This window comes from Rhizobium sp. RU36D, from assembly GCF_900176345.1.
In the GTDB taxonomy this organism is placed as follows: Bacteria; Pseudomonadota; Alphaproteobacteria; order Rhizobiales; family Rhizobiaceae; genus Allorhizobium.
In genome coordinates this window covers 37,003-55,594 of the sequence record NZ_FWXU01000009.1, presented here as the reverse complement: position 1 = coordinate 55,594, position 18,592 = coordinate 37,003, and the positions used below count along the sequence as shown (strand labels likewise).

Below are 18,592 nucleotides of genomic sequence, written 5' to 3'. Positions count from 1 at the left end.
GCGCCAGCCGTGCAACGTAACCAAAGGACACCATAGGCGCGCCGGATGAAAAGGTGATTCGTGTCAGATACGCTCCAGATTGCTCTCAGGCATTACCAGGCTGGAGCCTTTGACGAAGCGCTCTCGGCGATCGGGCCCCTTGTCACACCCCAGGCGAAACCGGTGCTGCAACTGCTGCTGATTGCGGCCCAATGCTGCGCGAAGACGTCGCGCCATGCCGCGGCCGCGTCGTATTACGGTCGCGCGGCGGAAGTGGGCGGTGACAAGAAGGCGATGCTGCGGGCCCTGCAGGCGGAAATGCTGGCCCAGGCCGACGAGATATTGCCGGCACTGTCGGAGGCGCGCAAGGCGGTGAAGACCCTGGACTTCGACCGCAACTCTCTTGCCACCTTCCGCAATTTCCTCAATCACGCGCTCTGCCTCGACGAGCGGTTGATGGAGGACCAGGCCTTTCTGGATCGGCTTCGGCGCGGCGACCCGCGCTATCTCGCGGCCGAACAGTATCTGGAAAACCTCGCCTGGTGCGCGGACGAGAGCATCAACGCGAAGATGCGCTTCGGCGCCGACAAAGGGCTGTTCTTCACGCAGGCATCCCGCGAGGAACGGCGCTCGCGGCCGCATCAGTTTGCCGACAAAATCCGTGTCGGCTATCTCTCTAACGATTTCAGCGACCAGCATCCCACCATGCTCCTGTTTCAGGGGGTGCTGATGGCGCATGACCCCGAGAGGGTCGAGGTCACGCTGTTCTGTTACACCGATGACGCCATGATCAAGGGGGATAGCGGTATCCGGGCCAGCTATCCCCGGATCGTGCGGATCGGGCATCTCGACGACGAGGCTGCCGCCGACCTTATCCGCGCAGAGGGGATCGATGTCCTCGTTGACCTGAAGGGCCATACCAAGGGTGTCCGGATCAGTCTCATCAATCGCGGCCTGGCGCCGATCCAGGTGGCCTATCTTGGCTATCCCGGCTCCGCCAATGGCATCGACTGCGACTATGTGATCGGTGACCAGATCGTTCTGCCGGACAGCAGCAAACCGCATTATCACGAGAAATTCTGCCTGATGCCGGAGAGTTATCAGGCCAATGACGACAAGTTCCGGCCGCTGCCGCCGCCATCGACGCGCAAGGCGCAGGGGCTGCCCGAGGACCGCCTTGTGTTCGGCGCCTTCAACGGGTTGCGCAAGATCACGCCCTTGACGGCGGAGCTCTGGGCCGAGGTGCTGCGGCGCGTCGATAATAGCGTGCTATGGATGATGTGCCAGGGAGATTTTGCGCGGGAGAATTTGGTGCGGTGGATGGAGCGTGAAGGCGTGACGCGGGAGCGGATCGTCTTCACCGGGCCAGCCCGTTATCCCGATCATCTTGCACGGCTGCCGGTTGCCGATATCGGGCTGGATAGCTTTCCCTATAACGGCCACACCACCACGTCAGACCAGCTCTGGGCCGGACTGCCGGTGCCGACCTATGTGGGCAGCCATTTTGCCTCGCGGGTGAGCGCCAGCCTGCTGACCGCGCTCGACCTGCCAGAGCTGGTGGCGCGGGACCAGCAGGGCTATGTCGACCTGACCGTGCGCCTGGCAAACGATCATGCCTGGCGCGCGGATATCCGCCGGCGAACCGCTGACAATCGTCGGCAGGCGCCTCTGTTCGACACGGTCAGGTTCACACGGCATCTGGAGACGGCCTACGAAATGATGGTGGCGCGCGCCAAGGCGGGCCTTGAGCCGGATCACATCAGCGTGCCCGCCCTGCCGCGGTGACGCAGCCGTCACGGAATCAAATTGAAGAGCTCAGGCAAAACTGCTAATAGCATGTGCCATGGGATCGAAATTCAGATGTCTCGCTCCGTGCATTTTTGTCCTGCAGGATCATAAGCGCCTGCCGGCACGATTTTTTGCGCGTGTGCATGGCGCACTGACGAGCCGCCTCGACTAAGGCGCGCCTTGCCGCTTGAGCGGCGGACCTACGACCTCCTTTTTCAGAATTTCAGGGATGAGCAGCCATGAGCGCACCGCGCACACTTTACGACAAGATTTTCGATGATCACCTGGTCGACCGCCAGGAAGACGGAACCTGTCTTCTCTATATCGATCGCCACCTGGTGCATGAGGTGACGAGCCCGCAGGCCTTCGAAGGGCTTCGCATGACCGGACGCTCGGTGCATGCGCCGAGCCGCACGCTGGCCGTGGTGGACCACAACGTGCCGACCACGCCGGATCGCCACGAAGGCATCAAGAACGAGGAAAGCCGGATCCAGGTCGAGGCGCTTGCCAAGAACGCGGCTGATTTCGGCGTCGAATATTATTCCGAAAAGGATGTCCGCCAGGGCATCGTGCATATCGTAGGGCCGGAACAGGGCTTTACCCTGCCGGGCATGACCATCGTCTGCGGCGACAGCCACACCTCGACCCATGGCGCCTTCGGCGCGCTGGCCCATGGCATCGGCACCTCCGAGGTCGAGCACGTGCTCGCCACCCAGACGCTGATCCAGAAGAAGGCCAAGAACATGCTGGTGCGTGTCGATGGCAAGCTGCCGGAAGGCGTCACCGCCAAGGACATCATTCTCGCCATCATCGGTGAGATCGGCACGGCCGGCGGCACCGGTCACGTCATCGAATTCGCCGGCGAAGCGATCCAGGCGCTGTCGATGGAAGGCCGCATGACCGTCTGCAACATGACGATCGAGGGCGGCGCCCGCGCCGGCCTGATCGCGCCGGACGAAAAGACCTTCGAATACATCAAGGACAAGCCGCGCGCGCCGAAGGGCGAGACCTGGGACCAGGCCGTGGCCTATTGGAAGACGCTGAAAAGCGACGAGGGCGCGCATTTCGACCGCACGGTCGTTCTGGATGCTGCCAACCTCCCGCCGATCGTTTCCTGGGGTTCTTCGCCTGAGGACGTCGTGTCGATCCAGGGCGTCGTACCGAACCCCGACGACATCCAGGACGAGAACAAGCGTGCCTCCAAGTGGCGTGCGCTTGACTATATGGGCCTGAAGCCCGGCACCAAGATGACCGATATCGCCATCGACCGTGTGTTCATCGGCTCCTGCACCAATGGCCGCATCGAAGACCTGCGCGCTGCTGCCAAGGTGCTCGAAGGCAAGAAGATCGCTCCGACCGTCTCGGCCATGATCGTTCCGGGCTCTGGTCTCGTGAAGGAACAGGCGGAAGCCGAGGGTCTCGACAAGATCTTCAAGGACGCCGGTTGCGAATGGCGCGAGCCGGGCTGCTCCATGTGCCTGGCCATGAACGACGACCGGTTGAAGCCGGAAGAGCGCTGCGCCTCGACCTCGAACCGCAACTTCGAGGGCCGCCAGGGCTATAAGGGCCGCACGCATCTGGTTTCGCCTGCCATGGCGGCCGCTGCCGCGGTTGCCGGCCACTTCGTCGATATCCGCGATTTCAAGTAAGCGGTCCCACGTGATCCGACGAGAAGGCGGCCCTTGCGGCCGCTTTCAGACTGCTGGCAAACTCTCATCTCAGGTCTTTACCGTTGGTTTTGACCGAAAACCCTACGGTCATGCCGGCCGCCGAGCCGGCATCCAGCGCAATCAAGTCCTTGATTGCGAAAGACTCCTTTCACGGCGCAGACGCGCCGTGGCTGGATTCCGGCCTTCGCCGGAATGACGGCTGAATGGGGTGTCGCGGAAAGTCCATCTTTGTCATCAAGCTGAAGGCGGCCGTCGCGGCCGCCTTTTTCGTTTTACCGATCCATCCACTGATAGCGCAGTTTTTCACCGATCATGCAGTCGGCGGGTTGTTCTGCGGCGACCGGGATTGCGCCGGGCTGGCTGATGCCGCTGATCTCCATGACGAGCTTGCGACGGATCGCGGCGGCAAAGTCCTCGGGCTTATGGACCGGCACGACGAAGGCGCCGGGGCCGCCGACCACGCAATCGGCATAGTATTTGTCTAGCGACACCACCGACGAGGATGGACGGATCATGATGGCCAGCCCGTTGATCACGATCCCGGCGGCGAGCGCCCGATCGCGTGAGGGCGTGACCGGCAGGCCGCGATTGTTCGGGCCATCGCCCGAGACATCGATGACCTGGCGCAGACCCTGGTAGCCATTCTTCTCGAACAGGTCATAGCCGTAATCGATGGCGCTGGAGATCGAGGTTCCATGCAGCGTTTCGATGCTGCCGGATTTGACCCTGGCCGCAAAGGCGGCGGCTTCCTCAGCATTGGAAATGATCTGCCAGTTCACCAGCGCGCCGGAATTGACCGCAGCGCCCCATTCGTAATAGGCGACCGCGATGCGGCCCAGCAGGCCGTCCTGCACGGCATTGATGAAATCGGGATGCTGAAGGGCCGCGACATAGCCGGAGCGCTGCACCTCGAGTTCGTCAAAATCCATGGAGCGGGAAATATCGACGGCCAGGATCAGTTCGACATCGACCTCCTCACCAGCGGGCGCGGCGACCGTCTGTATGGCTGGCGTGGAACTCAGACCCAGGAGCACTGCGAGTGTGGCAAGCATGACGTCATCCCATGATTCAAACCCAGCCTCGGCAGCAAAGCCTAACACAAGGCGGGCGAAGGGCGAGACGCCAGAGGCCTGATGCGTTCAACTTCCGGTGAACGGCATCCCATAGGGGTCAGGGGATGCGGATCTTGGTCCCCGGCCGCAGATGCGGCAGCAGGCGCTGCATGTCGCGCAGGCTAACGGCGATGCAGCCCTCCGTCGGCTGGTAACCCGGCTTGGCGAGGTGGAAGAAGATCGCCGATCCGCAGCCGCGTCGACGCTGGCGGATGTTCCAGTCGAGCACCACGCAGACGTCGTATAGCCTGTCCTGGCGCAAGAGCTTTTCGTGGCTGGCGACAAAGGGTGCCTTGACCGGGCGGTTATAGGCGGGATGCTCTGATGCATCGCACCAGAGCATATCGGCCTTGATCCGCCTTGTTGGCAGCGGGGTGGGCAGGTGTCCATTGCGCTCGCCGCGGCGATAGGCGTAGAGGATCCGCAGTGTTCCTCGTGGCGTGCCGCCATCGCCCTCGCGCTTGAGACTGGTGATGCCGGAGCGGCCGAGCGCCGCCTTTATCGAGAGCGGACCGAAGGACAGGATCGCCTTGCGCCTGTCGAGGGGTGAGGGGCGCACGATCAGCGACCGGGGATGATGATTCGTTTTTGCCGGCATGCGTCGCATTCTGCTCACAAGATTTTGCTTTGCCTGTGAATTGGATACTATTCATAGCAGCGCGACGCTTACAACATGGCAATGGAGGTTGCCCATCCCGTCATCTTTTGCGATGAACGGATGGCGGCGGCGATAACTGGGGTAATTCAGATGACAGCCCGTACCATTCTTCTGGTGGATGATGACGACGACCTGCGTGAAACCCTGGTCGAGCAGCTGTCGCTCTATGAGGAATTCAATATCCAGCAGGAAGCCAATGCCTCCAAGGGCATCCTGGCGGCTCGCAATGGCCAGGTCGACCTGATGATCATGGATGTGGGCCTGCCTGACATGGACGGCCGCGAGGCGGTCAAGCTTTTGCGCAAGGGCGGCTTCAAGGCACCTGTGATCATGCTGACCGGCCACGACACGGATTCGGACACGATCCTGGGGCTTGAGGCGGGTGCCAATGACTATGTCACCAAGCCCTTCCGGTTTGCCGTGCTGCTCGCGCGCATCCGCGCCCAGCTGCGGCAGCACGAGCAGAGCGAGGACGCGACCTTCACCGTTGGGCCCTACCTATTCAAGCCCAGCCAGAAGCTGCTGACGACCGAGGACGGCAAGAAGATCCGCCTGACCGAGAAGGAGGCGGCGATCATCCGCTATCTCTATCGTGCCGGCCAGAAGGTGGTGACGCGGGACGTGCTGCTGGAGGAAGTCTGGGGCTATAATTCCGGCGTGACGACCCATACGCTGGAGACCCATGTCTACCGGCTCCGGCAGAAGATCGAGCGCGATCCATCCAATGCCGAGATCCTGGTGACGGAAAACGGTGGCTACAAGATCGTGCCGTAAACGGCACGGCGGATGGTCGCGGCGTTCGAGCCGATGACCTGATGTTTAGAGAGGAAAGACCGGCCGATGGCGGTCAGCGACGATGTGGAGCTTCTGGCCGGTGTGCCGCTGTTCAAGGGCTTGAACGGCGAGCAATTGCGGCTGATCGCCTTTGGTGCGGAGCATCGCCGGCTGCGGGTCGATGACATGCTGTTCCGCCAGGGCGAAGAGGCGGAATGCGCCTATGTCGTGGCATCGGGCCGGCTGGACCTCTATGTCACCGATCGCCTGGGCGAGCATCACCTGCAGGCCCGCGCGGGCCGGGGCACGATGCTGTCGGAACTGGCGCTCGCGACCTCGGTCGAGCGGAAATTCACGGCGGTTGCGTCCGAGGACAGCGATGTGATGCGCATCAGCCGGCCGCTGTTTCATCGCCTGATCGAGGAATATCCCGACATGGCGACGATCGTGCGCCAGCGCATCGCGGCGAGCCTCAAGACGCTCGCCAGCCAGGCGGCGGGCATGCAGGACAAGTTTCGGTAGAGAATATTCCGCGAAATTATATAGCGGTTGCGCATCCCCTGCGCGGATGATGACAATCGGTCCATAATGACATCCGAAGAAAGCGATCAATCCAAGCGTTTCGTCAACGTCGCGGCGTCATGTCAGGGCTTGTCCCGAGGATCTACTGACGCTCACTTAAGACATTGAAGAAATGAAAATTTCCAACGTTGGCAGATCCTCGGGACAAGCCCTGACATGACGTTGCAGGAACCATCGGGCACTATGGAATTCAAATCAAAGCGACCTGCCGACCACACTCACAAATCGAAATAGGCGGTGACCGGCACGTGATCGGACGGCTGGGTCCAGCCGCGGGCTTCGCGCAGGATGCCGATATCCTTGAGGTGCGCGCCGAGATCGGGCGACGACCAGATATGGTCGAGACGGCGGCCGCGATCGGCGGCGCTCCAGTCCTTGGCGCGGTAGCTCCACCAAGTATAGAGCTTTTCGCTGGCGGGTGTGTGCTGACGCATCAGGTCCAGCCAGCCGCCCTTCCGGATGACCTCAAGCAGGCCGTCGGTCTCAATAGGTGTGTGGCTGACGATCTTCAGCATCTGCTTGTGGGACCAGACGTCGTTTTCGAGCGGCGCGATGTTGAGATCGCCGACCAAGATGGCCGAGACGCCGGGTTCGGCATCGGCGCGCAGCGCCTTCATCTCCTCGACGAAATCCAGCTTGTGGCCGAATTTCGGGTTCACCGTGCGGTCCGGCTCGTTGCCACCGGCCGGGACGTAGAAATTATGGATGCGGATATGCTTGCCCCCGTGCTGGAAGCGGGCGGAGATGTGCCTTGAGTCTCCGACGCCGCAATAGTCGGTGCGATAGTCTTCCGTGAGCGGCAGCCGGGAGGCGATGGCGACGCCGTGATAGCCCTTCTGGCCATGCAGGATGATGTGCTCGTAGCCCAGCGCCTGGAACGGCTCCAGCGGGAACTGGTCGTTCTGGCACTTGATCTCCTGCAGGCAGAGAATGTCGGGCGAATGGCTCTTGAGGAACTGTTCGACGATCGGCATGCGCAGCCGCACCGAGTTGATGTTCCAGGTGGTAATGGAAAGCGCCATGCCGAGGGATCCCGTTTGATAATCCAGATGGCAATAGGAAATTTTGCCGGCGATGAACACAAAAAAGGCGGCCCGAGGACCGCCTTTTTCCAGTTCCCTTATCGGGAAATCTTATTCGGTTGCGCCTTCGGCGGCCTTTGCAGCTTCAGCTTCGGCAGCAGCCTTGGCTGCAGCGGCTTCGGCTGCTGCCTTTTCGGCGGCCAGAGCCTGGGCGGCTGCGATCTTTTCAGCTTCGATGCGTGCCTTTTCCTCGGCAATGGCAGCGCGCTCGGCGTCGTTCAGCTTGCGGGCGCGGGTATTGGTGTTCTCGACGATACGAGCCGACTTGCCGCGACGATCGCGCAGGTAGTACAGCTTGGCGCGACGGACCTTACCGCGGCGAACGACTTCGACGCTTTCGACCATCGGCGAGTAGACCGGGAATACGCGCTCGACGCCTTCGCCGTAGGAGATCTTGCGAACGGTGAAGCTCTCGTTGATGCCGCCGCCGGAACGGGCGATGCAAACGCCTTCATAGGCCTGTACGCGGGTACGGTTGCCTTCCTTAACGGTGACGTTGACGCGGAGCGTGTCGCCGGCCGAGAAGTCAGGGAGCTTGCGCTTGGCTTCGATCTTGGCGGCCTGTTCGGCTTCCAGCTGCTGAATGATGTTCATTGTCTTACCTCAGGTTCTTCTAAAACAGCCAGAGCGCTCAACATCGGTCCCTTGGTCAATAGCCTTGGGTCCTGCCTTGCGGCGGAGCGGGTACGCATGCTCTTTGTTGGTGGCAGACGGGCATCAAGCCCATTTCCGCGTGTGCCTGTATATCAAGAACATCAGTTTGTCACCCCTGACAGGGCTATTTTTCTTGCACGTGCCGCAAATGCGCCCTTGGCGGCTTGTCGCCGCAGCATGGGCCGCCTATGGCTTGCAACGATCTGTTTGAGGGAGAAAACATGTCGCTGGCCTTCATCGCGCTGCTTTTCGTTGCCGGTTTCCTATCCGGCGTGGTCAATGCGATTGCCGGTGGCGGCACGTTTCTTACCTTTGGCGCGCTGACGCTGGCCGGCGTGCCGCCGATTTCCGCCAATGCCACCTCGTCCATCGTGCAGTTTCCGGGCTATATCACCTCGACGCTCGCCTATGTGAGCGAGCTCAGGCAAATCTGGAAAAGCGCTGTTGTGCTCGCCCTCATCTCGGCGGTCGGGGCGCTGGGCGGCGCGCTGTTCCTGATTTCGCTTTCCAACCCGACCTTTCGCGACATGGTTCCGTGGCTGCTGCTGGCGGCGACCGCCGTCTTTGCGGCAGGCCCGTGGCTGCGGCCGAAGGCGGCTGGCGAAAGCCATGCGGCAAGCCCGCTCGGTATCGCCATGCAGGCCGCTACCTCCTTCTATGGCGGGTTTTTCGGTGCCGGCATGGGCATCATGATGCTGGCTTCGCTCGGCCTGGCCAGCGGCGGCAGCTATCACCGCATGAATGCGCTGAAGAATTTCCTGTCGATTGTCATCGCCGCCGTGGCGATTGCTGTCTTTACCGCGGCGGGTGCCGTCTCATGGCTTCATGCTGTCATCATGGTGCCAGCCGTGGCGCTGGGCGGCTGGGCGGGTGTCAGCCTTGCCAAGCGGGCGCCGCAGGCGTTGCTGCGCTGGCTGGTCGTGGCCGCGGGCACCGGGCTTGCGATCTATTACTTCGTGACTGGCTGAGGCGGCAGGAGATCGGGACGGCGTTCACGCGTCAGGCGGACCGCCTGCTCATGGCGCCATTTCTCGATGGCCCCATGATTGCCCGAAGTGAGAATCGCGGGAATATCGACGCCTTCAAAGCTCTGCGGGCGGGTGTAGTGCGGATGCTCCAGCAGGCCACCCTCGAAGCTTTCATGGATGCCTGAGAGGTCGTTGCCCATTACGCCGGGCAGAATGCGCACCACCGCATCGAGAAGCGTCAGGGCCGCCGGCTCGCCGCCTGACAATATATAGTCGCCTATGGAAACTTCCTCGAGATTGCGGCCATCGATCACCCGCTGGTCCACGCCTTCGAAGCGGCCGCAGACGATCACGACCCCCTCGCCGTCTGCCAATTGACGCACGCGCGCCTGGGTGAGCGGCCGCCCACGCGGGCTCATCAGCAGTCTGGGGCGGGTATCATCCGATGAGACATGGTCGATGGCGCGTGCGAGCACATCAGGCTTCAGCACCATGCCGGCACCGCCGCCGGCGGGCGTGTCATCGACGCTCCGGTGCTTGTCCAGGGCGAAATCACGGATCTGGATGGGCTCGATGGCCCATTGGCCGCGCTCGAGTGCTCGGCCAGCCAGCGAATGGCCAAGATGGCCCGGAAACATCTCCGGGTAGAGGGTGAGCACGGTTGCGCGAAAGGTCATGGCCTATTTGCGGGTATAGGGTTTCTTCGGGCTGCCGAAGGGTGGCGGCTCGCTGCCGTCATCGACAAGGCCGGCGGCGACGGGATCGACCAGCAGGCGACCGCCTTCGAGATCAATCTCCAGCACGGCGGCTTCGGTGAAGGGGATGAGCACGGGTCGACGTCCCGGCCCCTTCAATTCCAGAAGATCGCCGGCGCCGAAATCATAGACGCCGCTGACGGAGCCGTAGCTCTTGCCTTCGGCATCGAAGACATCAAGGCCTTCGAGATCGGCGTAGAAGAACTCGTCCTCCTCCAGATCCTCGTCCGGCAGGGCGTCACGATCGACATACAGCTCGGTGCCGTTCAGCGCTTCGGCGGCATTGCGATCATTGATGCCACGGAAGCGCACGATCGCCACGGTCTTTGCTTCCCGCACTTCGAGCACTTCGAAGACGCGACCATCCTTGCTGTAGAGATTGCCATAATCGCCGATCGACAGCTGATCCGCCGTATAGCATTTCACCCGGACATCGCCGCGCAGGCCTTGCGCTGCGCCGATCACGGCCATCAGAACGGGATTTTCGAGTTTCGTCATCGGTTACTACGTGCGTTTCGGCAAATCTTCGGTTGCTTCTTTTAAGATGAAGCGCATGCAATTGAAACAGAAAACGGCCGGCATGAATGCATGCCAGCCGTCTATCAGTGTTCAGAAGGGGACGATTACGCGGCGTCTGCGGCTGCAGCGGCGGCGTCAGCGGCCTTCTGTTCCTTTTCCTTGATGCGCTCCAGCGCCTTCTTGCCCGGCTTTGCCTTTTCCGGGTTGTTGCGGGCGTCGCGGGTGGCGAGGCCGGCATCGTTCAGGAACTTCAGGACGCGGTCGGTGGCGATGGCGCCGTTGGACAGCCAATGCTTGATGCGCTCAGCGTTCAGCTCGACGCGCTTTTCATTGTCCTTAGCCAGCATCGGGTTCCACGAACCAACCTTTTCCAGGAAGCGGCCGTCGCGCGGCGAGCGGGCGTCGGCAACGACGATCTGGTAGTAGGGACGCTTCTTGGAACCGCCACGGGCGAGACGAATTTTCAGTGCCATTGTTGTAACTCCTTCAGGCTTTCTTGCTGTCCGCCAATCAGGCGGTCTTTTCCTTGATGCCGCCGATATCGGCGGCGATGGCTTCATGATGCCGGATGACTTCCTTGATGACGAAGTTCAGGAACTTCTCGGCGAAATCCGGGTCCAGATTGGCGTCCTGGGCAAGCTTGCGCAGGCGATTGATCTGGTATTCCTCGCGCGCCGGGTCTGCCGGCGGCAAATCGTGTGTGGCCTTCAGCACGCCGACGGCCTTGGTGCAACGGAACCGCTCTGCCAGCATGTGCACGAGTGCTGCATCGATATTGTCGATCGACTGGCGATAGCCGGCGAGCTGTTCCTTGACCGATGGATTGGACATTCTCTCCCCTCACTTCTTCTTTGGCAGACCAGGAAGACCCGGAAGCCCACCAAGGCCGGGCAGCTTTGGCCCGCCGAGGCCGGGCAGTCCGCCGGGCATGCCGCCAAGACCCGGCAATCCGCCGCCCGGCTTGCCGAGACCTGCGGCCTCTGCCTGCTTGGCCAGCGCTTCCAGCTGCTTGGGATCCATGTTCGACAGATCAGGCATGCCACCCATACCGCCCAGGCCACCCAGCCCCATCTTGGAGGCAAGGCCGCCCATCATCTGCTTCATCATGCCGCCGCCCTTGCCCTTGCCGCCCATGGCTTTCATCATGTCGGCCATGCCGCGATGCATCTTCAGGAGCTTGTTGATCTCCGCGGCATCGGTGCCGGAGCCGGCGGCGATGCGCTTCTTGCGGGAATGCTTGAGGATATCGGGATTGGCGCGCTCCGCCCTGGTCATCGAGGAGATGATGGCGAGCTGGCGCTTGAACATGCGGTCGTCGAGGCCGGCTGCGGCCATCTTGTCCTTCATGCCGGCCATTCCGGGCATCAAACCCATGATGCCGCCCATGCCGCCCATCTTCTGCATCTGCTTCAGCTGATCGGCCATGTCATCAAGGTCGAACTTGCCCTTGGCCATCTTCTCGGCCATGGCACGCGCCTTGTCGGCATCAATGTTCTCGGCGGCCCTCTCGACCAGCGAGACGATGTCGCCCATGCCGAGAATACGGTCGGCAATACGGCGCGGATGGAACTCGTCGAGTTCCGTCATCTTCTCGCCGACACCGATCAGCTTGATCGGCTTGCCGGTCACCGCACGCATCGAAAGCGCCGCACCGCCACGGCCATCGCCGTCCATGCGGGTCAGTACGAGGCCGGTGATGCCGACGCGCTCATCGAAATTGCGGGCTAGATTGACTGCGTCCTGACCGGTCAGCGCATCGGCGACCAGCAGGATTTCATGCGGCTTCGACTTGGCCTTAATCTCGGCCATCTCGACCATCAGCGGCTCGTCGATATGGGTACGGCCTGCCGTGTCGAGGATGACGACGTCATGGCCGCCGAGCTTGGCGGCCTGAACCGCGCGGGCGGCAATGTCGGTCGGCGACTGGCCCGCAATGATCGGCAGCGTGTCGATACCGGTCTGCACGCCGAGCTGACGCAGCTGTTCCTGGGCGGCCGGACGACGCGTGTCGAGCGAGGCCATCAGGACCTTCTTCTTCTCGCGGTCCGTCAGCCGCTTGGCGATCTTGCCCGTGGTCGTGGTCTTGCCCGAGCCCTGCAGGCCGACCATCATGACGACGACGGGGGCCGGTGCGTTAAGATCGATGCCGACGCCTTCGGAGCCCAGCATCTCGACCAGTTCGTCATGGACGATCTTGACGACCATCTGGCCCGGCTTGATGGACTTGACCACCAGCGAGCCGACGGCCTTTTCCCGGACCTTGTCGGTGAAGGAACGCACGACTTCCAGCGAAACGTCGGCTTCCAGAAGCGCACGACGAACCTCCCGCAGGGCGGCGGAGACATCGGCCTCCGACAGCGCACCACGGCCAGTCAGTCCATTCAGAATGGAACCAAGACGGTCCTGGAGGTTATCAAACATCGCTTCTTCCTTCTCGTTTCGGATCGGCTACAGGCGCCCATCGAAACGTTGGTGCTTTCCTCGGCGAAAACAAGACGCAAAGCCAAAAACCACCCGAGGGCGCATCGCGCTGTCGGGTGTTGACCTCCGGGATCTCTTTATACCTTTGCGGGTCCCGGTCGGTGGCTCGGAGTTTCGTTCTCGTCGCAGATTGGGCGGGATAAACAGGAAAACTGGCAGAAAGTCAACAAGACCGCTGCGAATTGGCATCAGGGGGTGGCTGATGTGCTCGCTGTTTGGACAGCGGTACTTCAAAAAATGCTGATCGTTTATCTAAAATTGAAGAATTCGGATCATCCTGCCCCCTGATATTGCCTGAGGTGGGGACAGCAGAATGAGCAATGCGACAATCAAGTGGCCTTTGTGGATCAGGATGACGGCCTATGGCTTCGGCGCCGTCCTGTTCGCAAGTGCGGCGATCGGCGGCACGGCCTGGTATCGACAGGCTGGCATGAACGAGGATGCTCTGCGCAAGGAGCTGCAGAGCGATATCGCCCTGATCGAAACCGACATGGCCGCCCAGAAGAAGATTGCCTCCTCGGTCGGCCTGGCGCTTGCAGGCGAGCCGGACACAGCCACCCTCATCGAAAGCAATGCGCGCGACGAAATCCTCAAGCGCTACCAAACCAGCCTGCCGCAGATCAGCGCCAATGGCGGCGTGCAGTTGATCACCTTCGTCAATGCCAATGGCGAGGCGGTTGCCCGCATCCACGCGCCGGATAAATTCGGCGACGATATGAAGGGCCGGCGCAAGACCATCGTGTCTGCGATTTCGAGCGGCAAGCTCGTGGCCGGCACGGAGCCCGGACGGACCGCGGTCAGCATGTTTGCATCCGCCCCCGTGATCCGCGATGGCAAGGTGGTTGGCGTCGTCGACACCGGCACCGGCCTGACCAATGACTATTTCAAGCCGCTCGCGACGCTGATCGATGGCGCGATCTCGGTTCACATCCTTTCCGAAGGCAAGCTTGTGCAGCAGGCCTCGACGCTCGGCGAAAAATCGCTGCTGACCGAGGATCAGCTGAAAGACGCCTTCGATGGCAAGTCGGTGCAGGTGCAGATGTCCGAAGGCGGCAAGGATTTCGTCGTTGCCGGCGTGCCGTTCACAAACTTCTCCGGCGACAAGATCGGCGTCCTCTCGGTTGCGTCGGATGTCACGCCGATCATCGCTGGCAGTCGCCAGGCCTTGTGGCTCACCTCGCTGGTGACGGTGCTGGTGGCGCTTGTCTCCTCCCTCGGCTTCCTGATCTTCGCGCGCTCGATCGCCGGCGTGCTGGGTCGTCTGACGGGCAGCATGTCGCGGCTTGCGGCCAATGATCTCAATGCCCAAATCGACGGCGGCGACCGCAATGACGAAATCGGCGCCATCGCCCGGGCCGTGCAGGTGCTGAAGGACAATGCGCTGCGGGCGGTCGAGCTGGAAGGCGAGGCCAATACGCATCGCAGCGCCGCCGAAAGCGAGCGCCGCCGCGCCGCCGATTCGGAGCGCCAGCGCGCCGAAGCCATGGCGGAGGCCACTGCCAAGCTGGCCGAGGGCCTGAAAAATCTCTCCGCCGGCAATCTGGCCTATGAAATCACCCAGCCGCTGCCTGCCGATTTCGAGAACCTGCGCACCGATTTCAATGCCGCTGTTTCGCAGCTGCGCGAGACGCTGGCCGCGGTCGCCCAGGCGGGCAGCTCGATCGACAGCGGTTCGCGCGAGATCAGCCATAGCGCCGACGACCTGTCGAAGCGCACCGAGCAGCAGGCGGCCTCGCTGGAGGAAACCGCCGCGGCCCTGGATGAAATCACCGTCAATGTGACCAACTCATCCAAGCGTGCCGAAGAGGCCCGCAACGTCGCGATCCAGGCTAATGAAAGCGCCCGCCAGTCCGGCACTGTCGTTGCGACCGCCGTCGATGCTATGGGCAAGATCGAGCAATCCTCCGGCCAGATCTCGAACATCATCGGCGTGATCGATGACATCGCGTTCCAGACCAACCTGTTGGCGCTCAATGCCGGCGTTGAGGCGGCCCGTGCTGGCGAGGCGGGCAAGGGTTTCGCGGTCGTTGCCCAGGAAGTTCGCGAATTGGCGCAGCGCTCGGCCAAGGCTGCCAAGGAGATCAAGGAGTTGATCCGCAATTCCAGCGACGAGGTCGAAAACGGTGTGCGGCTGGTCAGCCAGACCGGCGAGGCGCTGAAGAAGATCGAGACCTATATCGTTACGATCAACCAGCACATGGATGCCATGGCGACTTCGGCGCGCGAGCAGTCGGTCGGCCTGTCCGAGGTCAACACCGCTGTCAACCAGATGGACCAGGTGACCCAGCAGAACGCCGCCATGGTGGAAGAGGCTAATGCCGCAAGCGCGACACTCGCCAACGAGGCGGGTCGCCTGCGCGAGCTGATCGCCCAGTTCCAGCTCGGCTCTGCCGGCGCTTCGGGCACGGCAGCACTTCGCCAGGTTGCCGCACAGATGGCGGCTCCGCGCCGGGCAGCAGCGCCAGCTCCCGCCCCGACCCAGACCGCGGCACGCCGCGCAGCGCCAAGGGCAGCGGCATCCGCAGCACTTGCTCCCGCATCCGGCCAGGACTGGCAGGAATTCTAAAGAGCGATCCCGGCATCAGGGCACATCAATCAAGGCGTCCGTCGGCAAGACGGGCGCCTTTTGTCATGGAGCGGAAACGTTGGATGCAAGGCGGCTCGGTTCGGCGCCACTGGATCAAGGCGGTGTGTGCCCCCATATTGACGACCAGCAAAGAGCGAGGTGAGGCATGGCAGCGCGAAATCCCTATTACAGCGGGCCTCAGTCCGATCACTTCGACGGGGTCCGGTTCTATAATCCCGGCGGGGTGGAGCCGGGAAGCTTTCGCGATCTTCTGCGCTGGCAGTTCAATGGGCAGCGTTCCAAATGGCCGAAAGCCGTCGAAAGCCCGTTTGCCGGCCATAAACCCGAGCCGCGGGTCGAGGACGGCCAGCTCCGGGTGACGATGGTTGGGCATGCCACCATGCTGATCCAGGTCGCCGGGCTAAATATCCTCACGGATCCGGTCTGGTCCGAGCGGGTCAGCCCTTTTTCGTTCGTCGGACCGAAGCGGGTCGTCAAACCCGGGATCGCCTTCGAGGACCTGCCGCCGATTGATCTCGTGCTGGTGTCCCACAATCACTACGACCATTTGGACGTCGCGACGCTGAAGCGGCTGCACCAGAGCCATTCGCCCGCAATCATCACGCCGCTTGGCAATGACACGATCATCCGTCCGGTTGCGCCAGGGGCCGGGATCAAGACGCTCGACTGGGGCGAGAGCACCGAGGTGTCCGAGAGCGTCAGGATCACCGCCGAACCCAGCCATCATTGGTCGGCTCGGGGCAGCTCGGACAGGCGCATGGCGCTGTGGGCGGCCTTTGTCATCGAGACACCGGCGGGCCTGATCTATCATGTCGGCGATACAGGCTTTCACGACGGGATAAACTACCGGGCTGCGGCAGCAAAATACGGTGCGTTCCGGCTAGCGATCCTGCCCTTCGGCGCCTATGAGCCACGCTGGTTCATGAAGGGCCAGCACCAGAATCCCGACGAGGCGGTGCAGGGCATGCTGCTCTCAGGTGCTACCCATGTCGCGGGCCATCATTTCGGCACCTTCCAGCTGACCGATGAACCGATCGACCAGCCGGTGACGCATCTGCGCGCCGCGCTCGACCGGCATGGGGTGGCTCATGACCGGTTTCGTCCGTTGTTGCCGGGCGAGGTCTTCGACGTTCCGTGACACAGTCTAGCTGACCCGCTCCAGGTGCAGCAGGCGGGGCTGGAGCGTCTGGAGATAGGCTTCCGATCGGCCGATATAGATCAGCGTGATATCCTGGAGCTCCGCCATCAGCGCGGCAAGCCGGGCAACCGTTTCCGGCTCCAGACCTTCCAGCACGTCATTGAAGACAATGGCGCGCGGGCGGCGCAGCAGGATGCTGGCAAAGGCCAGCGCCATCTGCTCGTCGCGGTCCAGCATGCGATCCCAGCGGGCGCGCTGATCCAGCGACACCACCAGTCGTTCCAGGCCGACGCTGGTCAATGCCGAGGCCAGTTGCTCATCGGTAAAGCCGGCTGACGCCACGGGATAGGCAAGGATACTGCGCAGCTTGCCCTCCGGCAGGTATTCAAGCTGGGGCAGGTAGAGCACGTCACCATCGGCCGGAACGGTGATGGTGCCGCTGCCGAAGGGCCAAAGGCCGGCCATGGCATTAAACAGCAGCTTGCGGTTCACGCCCGGATCGCCATTAAACATCACGCGTTCGCCGTGCTTCACCTCGGGGTCCTTCTCGGCGATGCGAAACAGCGATTCGCAGACGCCACCCTGAGGTCTTGAGCAGATCACCACATCCTTGAAGGCAAATCTGCCCTGGTCGCTGGGTTGCAGCACGATATCGGCGCCATCGGGGCGTCGATCCTCCATGTCTGATAGTGCGGCCTTGAACACGGTGACACGCAAGAGCGTCGCCTTCCAGTCGGCGATGGCCCCGAAATTGTCCATGTACCAGCGCAGCGCCGCATAGACCTGGGTAAAGGCGGCAGCCGCCATCATCAAGCCACCAAAGGTGACCGTGCCGGCGAAATAGGCGGGCGAGGCGATCAGGGTCGGCACGATCAGTGCCAGCCAGCCAAAGCCGGCGGTGACCCAGGTAAGATTGGTGAGCGCGCCGGCCAGCTGGCGGATCTTGGCGAGCACCTGATCCAGATCCTCGTGGATATGGCGGCGTTCGGTGGCCTCGCCGCTGGCAAGGGCAATGGCCTCGAGGTTTTCATTGGCCCGCATCAGCGAGAAACGAAGATCTGCCTCACGCGCGTAGCGGTCCGCATTGAGCCGGGTCAGCGGCCAGCCCACGGCCTGGCTGAGCAGCGAGGCGAGACCTGCATAGAGGAGCGCCCCCCAGACCATATAGCCGGGAATGGAGATGGCATGGCCGGCGATCTCCAGGGTGAAATCGCTCGAGATCTGCCACAAGACGCCAATGAAGCTGGCGAGCAGGATGGTTGACTGCACCAGCCCGATGGAAAGCGAGGTGGTCATCTCGGCCAGCTTGCGGGCGTCCTCGTGCAGGCGCTGGTCCGGATTGACGCCTAGAGGGCTCGATACCGACAGGCGGTAGGCGCGGCGATCGGTCAGCCACTGGTCGATCACGTCGCGTGACAGGCCCTCGCGCATGTAGAGCGCGGTCATCTGGCTCAGCCAGGTCTGGACCACGTTGATGACCAGCAGCGCGCCGGCGATCATGGCGAAGACGCCGAGCTGGCGGATGAACTCATCAAGATCCCGACGCTCCAGCGCGTTGTAGAACGGCACGTTCCAGCGGTTGAGCAGCACCTGGCCATAGGTGGACATGAGGATGACCGACAGAAGCGCTGCCGCCAGCCCCAGAACGCGGTTTCTGACCGCAGTTGCCCAGAAGGAATGCCAGGCGATGGAAAGCTGCCGGCGAAACGAGATTTCCGGCTGGTTGTCGCTGCCACCTGCCGGCGCCTTGTCCTGATCTGTCGTCGTCATGAGTGCCCGGTCGTGTCCATTCTGTCGCTGGCATAGCATGGCGGCAGCACATTGCCAGAGGATGAAGCTGGAAGG

General features: G+C 62.3%; 17 protein-coding genes. 7 read left to right on the top strand and 10 right to left on the bottom strand.

Features of this window, described 5'->3' with window-relative positions; translation table 11 throughout:
* Nucleotides 1–60: 60 nt before the first annotated feature.
* Both B9A97_RS13305 and leuC read left to right on the top strand, forming a co-directional pair.
* Nucleotides 61–1,764, top strand: a complete 1,704-nt coding sequence (locus tag B9A97_RS13305; protein ID WP_084365833.1) for an O-linked N-acetylglucosamine transferase, SPINDLY family protein — start codon at nucleotides 61–63, stop codon at nucleotides 1,762–1,764.
* A 242-nt stretch (nucleotides 1,765–2,006) separates the two neighbouring features.
* Nucleotides 2,007–3,416 carry a 3-isopropylmalate dehydratase large subunit gene (leuC, locus tag B9A97_RS13300; RefSeq protein WP_084365832.1) on the top strand — a complete coding sequence of 470 codons (1,410 nt, stop codon included), beginning with the start codon at nucleotides 2,007–2,009 and terminating at the stop codon, nucleotides 3,414–3,416.
* Between the two features lie 293 nt (nucleotides 3,417–3,709).
* On the opposite strand, the gene B9A97_RS13295 is transcribed toward leuC, so the two are convergent.
* Both B9A97_RS13295 and B9A97_RS13290 read right to left on the bottom strand, forming a co-directional pair.
* The gene (locus tag B9A97_RS13295; RefSeq protein ID WP_084365831.1) at nucleotides 3,710–4,489 is read right to left on the bottom strand and encodes a DUF1194 domain-containing protein; all 780 of its coding nucleotides are present in this window, start codon (nucleotides 4,487–4,489) and stop codon (nucleotides 3,710–3,712) included.
* A 118-nt stretch (nucleotides 4,490–4,607) separates the two neighbouring features.
* Nucleotides 4,608–5,147: a L,D-transpeptidase family protein gene (locus tag B9A97_RS13290; protein WP_084365830.1), complete on the bottom strand. Its 540-nt coding sequence runs from the start codon at nucleotides 5,145–5,147 to the stop codon at nucleotides 4,608–4,610.
* Between the two features lie 150 nt (nucleotides 5,148–5,297).
* On the opposite strand from B9A97_RS13290, the gene B9A97_RS13285 reads away from it, so the two are divergent.
* Complete coding sequence (locus B9A97_RS13285) at nucleotides 5,298–5,981, top strand: response regulator transcription factor (RefSeq protein ID WP_084365950.1); 684 nt, start codon at nucleotides 5,298–5,300, stop codon at nucleotides 5,979–5,981.
* A 66-nt stretch (nucleotides 5,982–6,047) separates the two neighbouring features.
* A complete protein-coding gene (locus B9A97_RS13280; RefSeq protein ID WP_084365829.1) occupies nucleotides 6,048–6,503 on the top strand; it encodes a cyclic nucleotide-binding domain-containing protein in 456 nt (151 codons plus the stop codon).
* Between the two features lie 278 nt (nucleotides 6,504–6,781).
* On the opposite strand, the gene B9A97_RS13275 is transcribed toward B9A97_RS13280, so the two are convergent.
* Both B9A97_RS13275 and rplS read right to left on the bottom strand, forming a co-directional pair.
* The gene (locus B9A97_RS13275) at nucleotides 6,782–7,585 is read right to left on the bottom strand and encodes an exodeoxyribonuclease III (protein WP_084365949.1); all 804 of its coding nucleotides are present in this window, start codon (nucleotides 7,583–7,585) and stop codon (nucleotides 6,782–6,784) included.
* A 111-nt stretch (nucleotides 7,586–7,696) separates the two neighbouring features.
* Nucleotides 7,697–8,239: a 50S ribosomal protein L19 gene (rplS, locus tag B9A97_RS13270; protein ID WP_084365828.1), complete on the bottom strand. Its 543-nt coding sequence runs from the start codon at nucleotides 8,237–8,239 to the stop codon at nucleotides 7,697–7,699.
* A 281-nt stretch (nucleotides 8,240–8,520) separates the two neighbouring features.
* Between rplS and B9A97_RS13265 the strand changes: the two genes are divergently transcribed.
* Nucleotides 8,521–9,267, top strand: coding sequence for a sulfite exporter TauE/SafE family protein (locus B9A97_RS13265; protein WP_084365827.1), 747 nt, complete (start codon nucleotides 8,521–8,523; stop codon nucleotides 9,265–9,267).
* On the opposite strand, the gene trmD is transcribed toward B9A97_RS13265, so the two are convergent.
* The 5 genes from trmD to ffh all read right to left on the bottom strand — a co-directional run bounded on the left by trmD (nucleotide 9,249) and on the right by ffh (nucleotide 12,962).
* Entirely contained in the window at nucleotides 9,249–9,944 is a 696-nt protein-coding gene (trmD, locus tag B9A97_RS13260; RefSeq protein ID WP_084365826.1) for a tRNA (guanosine(37)-N1)-methyltransferase TrmD, read from the bottom strand. The genes B9A97_RS13265 and trmD overlap by 19 nt on opposite strands.
* 3 nt (nucleotides 9,945–9,947) lie before the next feature.
* Nucleotides 9,948–10,520 carry a ribosome maturation factor RimM gene (gene rimM, locus B9A97_RS13255; protein ID WP_084365825.1) on the bottom strand — a complete coding sequence of 191 codons (573 nt, stop codon included), beginning with the start codon at nucleotides 10,518–10,520 and terminating at the stop codon, nucleotides 9,948–9,950.
* A gap of 125 nt (nucleotides 10,521–10,645) precedes the next feature.
* Complete coding sequence (gene rpsP / locus B9A97_RS13250) at nucleotides 10,646–11,014, bottom strand: 30S ribosomal protein S16 (RefSeq protein ID WP_084365824.1); 369 nt, start codon at nucleotides 11,012–11,014, stop codon at nucleotides 10,646–10,648.
* Nucleotides 11,015–11,051: 37 nt separating this feature from the next.
* Complete coding sequence (locus B9A97_RS13245) at nucleotides 11,052–11,372, bottom strand: chorismate mutase (RefSeq protein WP_084365823.1); 321 nt, start codon at nucleotides 11,370–11,372, stop codon at nucleotides 11,052–11,054.
* A 9-nt stretch (nucleotides 11,373–11,381) separates the two neighbouring features.
* Nucleotides 11,382–12,962, bottom strand: coding sequence for a signal recognition particle protein (gene ffh, locus B9A97_RS13240; RefSeq protein WP_084365822.1), 1,581 nt, complete (start codon nucleotides 12,960–12,962; stop codon nucleotides 11,382–11,384).
* A 373-nt stretch (nucleotides 12,963–13,335) separates the two neighbouring features.
* On the opposite strand from ffh, the gene B9A97_RS13230 reads away from it, so the two are divergent.
* On the top strand, nucleotides 13,336–15,588 hold the full coding sequence (locus tag B9A97_RS13230; RefSeq protein WP_084365821.1) for a methyl-accepting chemotaxis protein: 2,253 nt from the start codon (nucleotides 13,336–13,338) through the stop codon (nucleotides 15,586–15,588).
* A gap of 166 nt (nucleotides 15,589–15,754) precedes the next feature.
* Entirely contained in the window at nucleotides 15,755–16,747 is a 993-nt protein-coding gene (locus tag B9A97_RS13225) for an MBL fold metallo-hydrolase (protein ID WP_084365820.1), read from the top strand.
* Between the two features lie 6 nt (nucleotides 16,748–16,753).
* On the opposite strand, the gene B9A97_RS13220 is transcribed toward B9A97_RS13225, so the two are convergent.
* Nucleotides 16,754–18,517 carry an ABC transporter ATP-binding protein/permease gene (locus tag B9A97_RS13220; protein WP_084365819.1) on the bottom strand — a complete coding sequence of 588 codons (1,764 nt, stop codon included), beginning with the start codon at nucleotides 18,515–18,517 and terminating at the stop codon, nucleotides 16,754–16,756.
* Between the last annotated feature and the right edge of the window lie 75 nt (nucleotides 18,518–18,592).

Coding starts and splice junctions, on each gene's coding strand:
- B9A97_RS13285 (WP_084365950.1), top strand. CDS start 5,298: ATGACAGCCCGTACCATTCTTCTGGTGGATGATGACGACGACCTGCGT.
- leuC (WP_084365832.1), top strand. CDS start 2,007: ATGAGCGCACCGCGCACACTTTACGACAAGATTTTCGATGATCACCTG.
- B9A97_RS13290 (WP_084365830.1), bottom strand. CDS start 5,147: ATGCCGGCAAAAACGAATCATCATCCCCGGTCGCTGATCGTGCGCCCC.
- B9A97_RS13275 (WP_084365949.1), bottom strand. CDS start 7,585: ATGGCGCTTTCCATTACCACCTGGAACATCAACTCGGTGCGGCTGCGC.
- rplS (WP_084365828.1), bottom strand. CDS start 8,239: ATGAACATCATTCAGCAGCTGGAAGCCGAACAGGCCGCCAAGATCGAA.
- trmD (WP_084365826.1), bottom strand. CDS start 9,944: ATGACCTTTCGCGCAACCGTGCTCACCCTCTACCCGGAGATGTTTCCG.
- B9A97_RS13280 (WP_084365829.1), top strand. CDS start 6,048: ATGGCGGTCAGCGACGATGTGGAGCTTCTGGCCGGTGTGCCGCTGTTC.
- B9A97_RS13230 (WP_084365821.1), top strand. CDS start 13,336: ATGAGCAATGCGACAATCAAGTGGCCTTTGTGGATCAGGATGACGGCC.
- rpsP (WP_084365824.1), bottom strand. CDS start 11,014: ATGGCACTGAAAATTCGTCTCGCCCGTGGCGGTTCCAAGAAGCGTCCC.
- B9A97_RS13245 (WP_084365823.1), bottom strand. CDS start 11,372: ATGTCCAATCCATCGGTCAAGGAACAGCTCGCCGGCTATCGCCAGTCG.
- rimM (WP_084365825.1), bottom strand. CDS start 10,520: ATGACGAAACTCGAAAATCCCGTTCTGATGGCCGTGATCGGCGCAGCG.
- ffh (WP_084365822.1), bottom strand. CDS start 12,962: ATGTTTGATAACCTCCAGGACCGTCTTGGTTCCATTCTGAATGGACTG.
- B9A97_RS13220 (WP_084365819.1), bottom strand. CDS start 18,517: ATGACGACGACAGATCAGGACAAGGCGCCGGCAGGTGGCAGCGACAAC.
- B9A97_RS13295 (WP_084365831.1), bottom strand. CDS start 4,489: ATGCTTGCCACACTCGCAGTGCTCCTGGGTCTGAGTTCCACGCCAGCC.
- B9A97_RS13265 (WP_084365827.1), top strand. CDS start 8,521: ATGTCGCTGGCCTTCATCGCGCTGCTTTTCGTTGCCGGTTTCCTATCC.
- B9A97_RS13225 (WP_084365820.1), top strand. CDS start 15,755: ATGGCAGCGCGAAATCCCTATTACAGCGGGCCTCAGTCCGATCACTTC.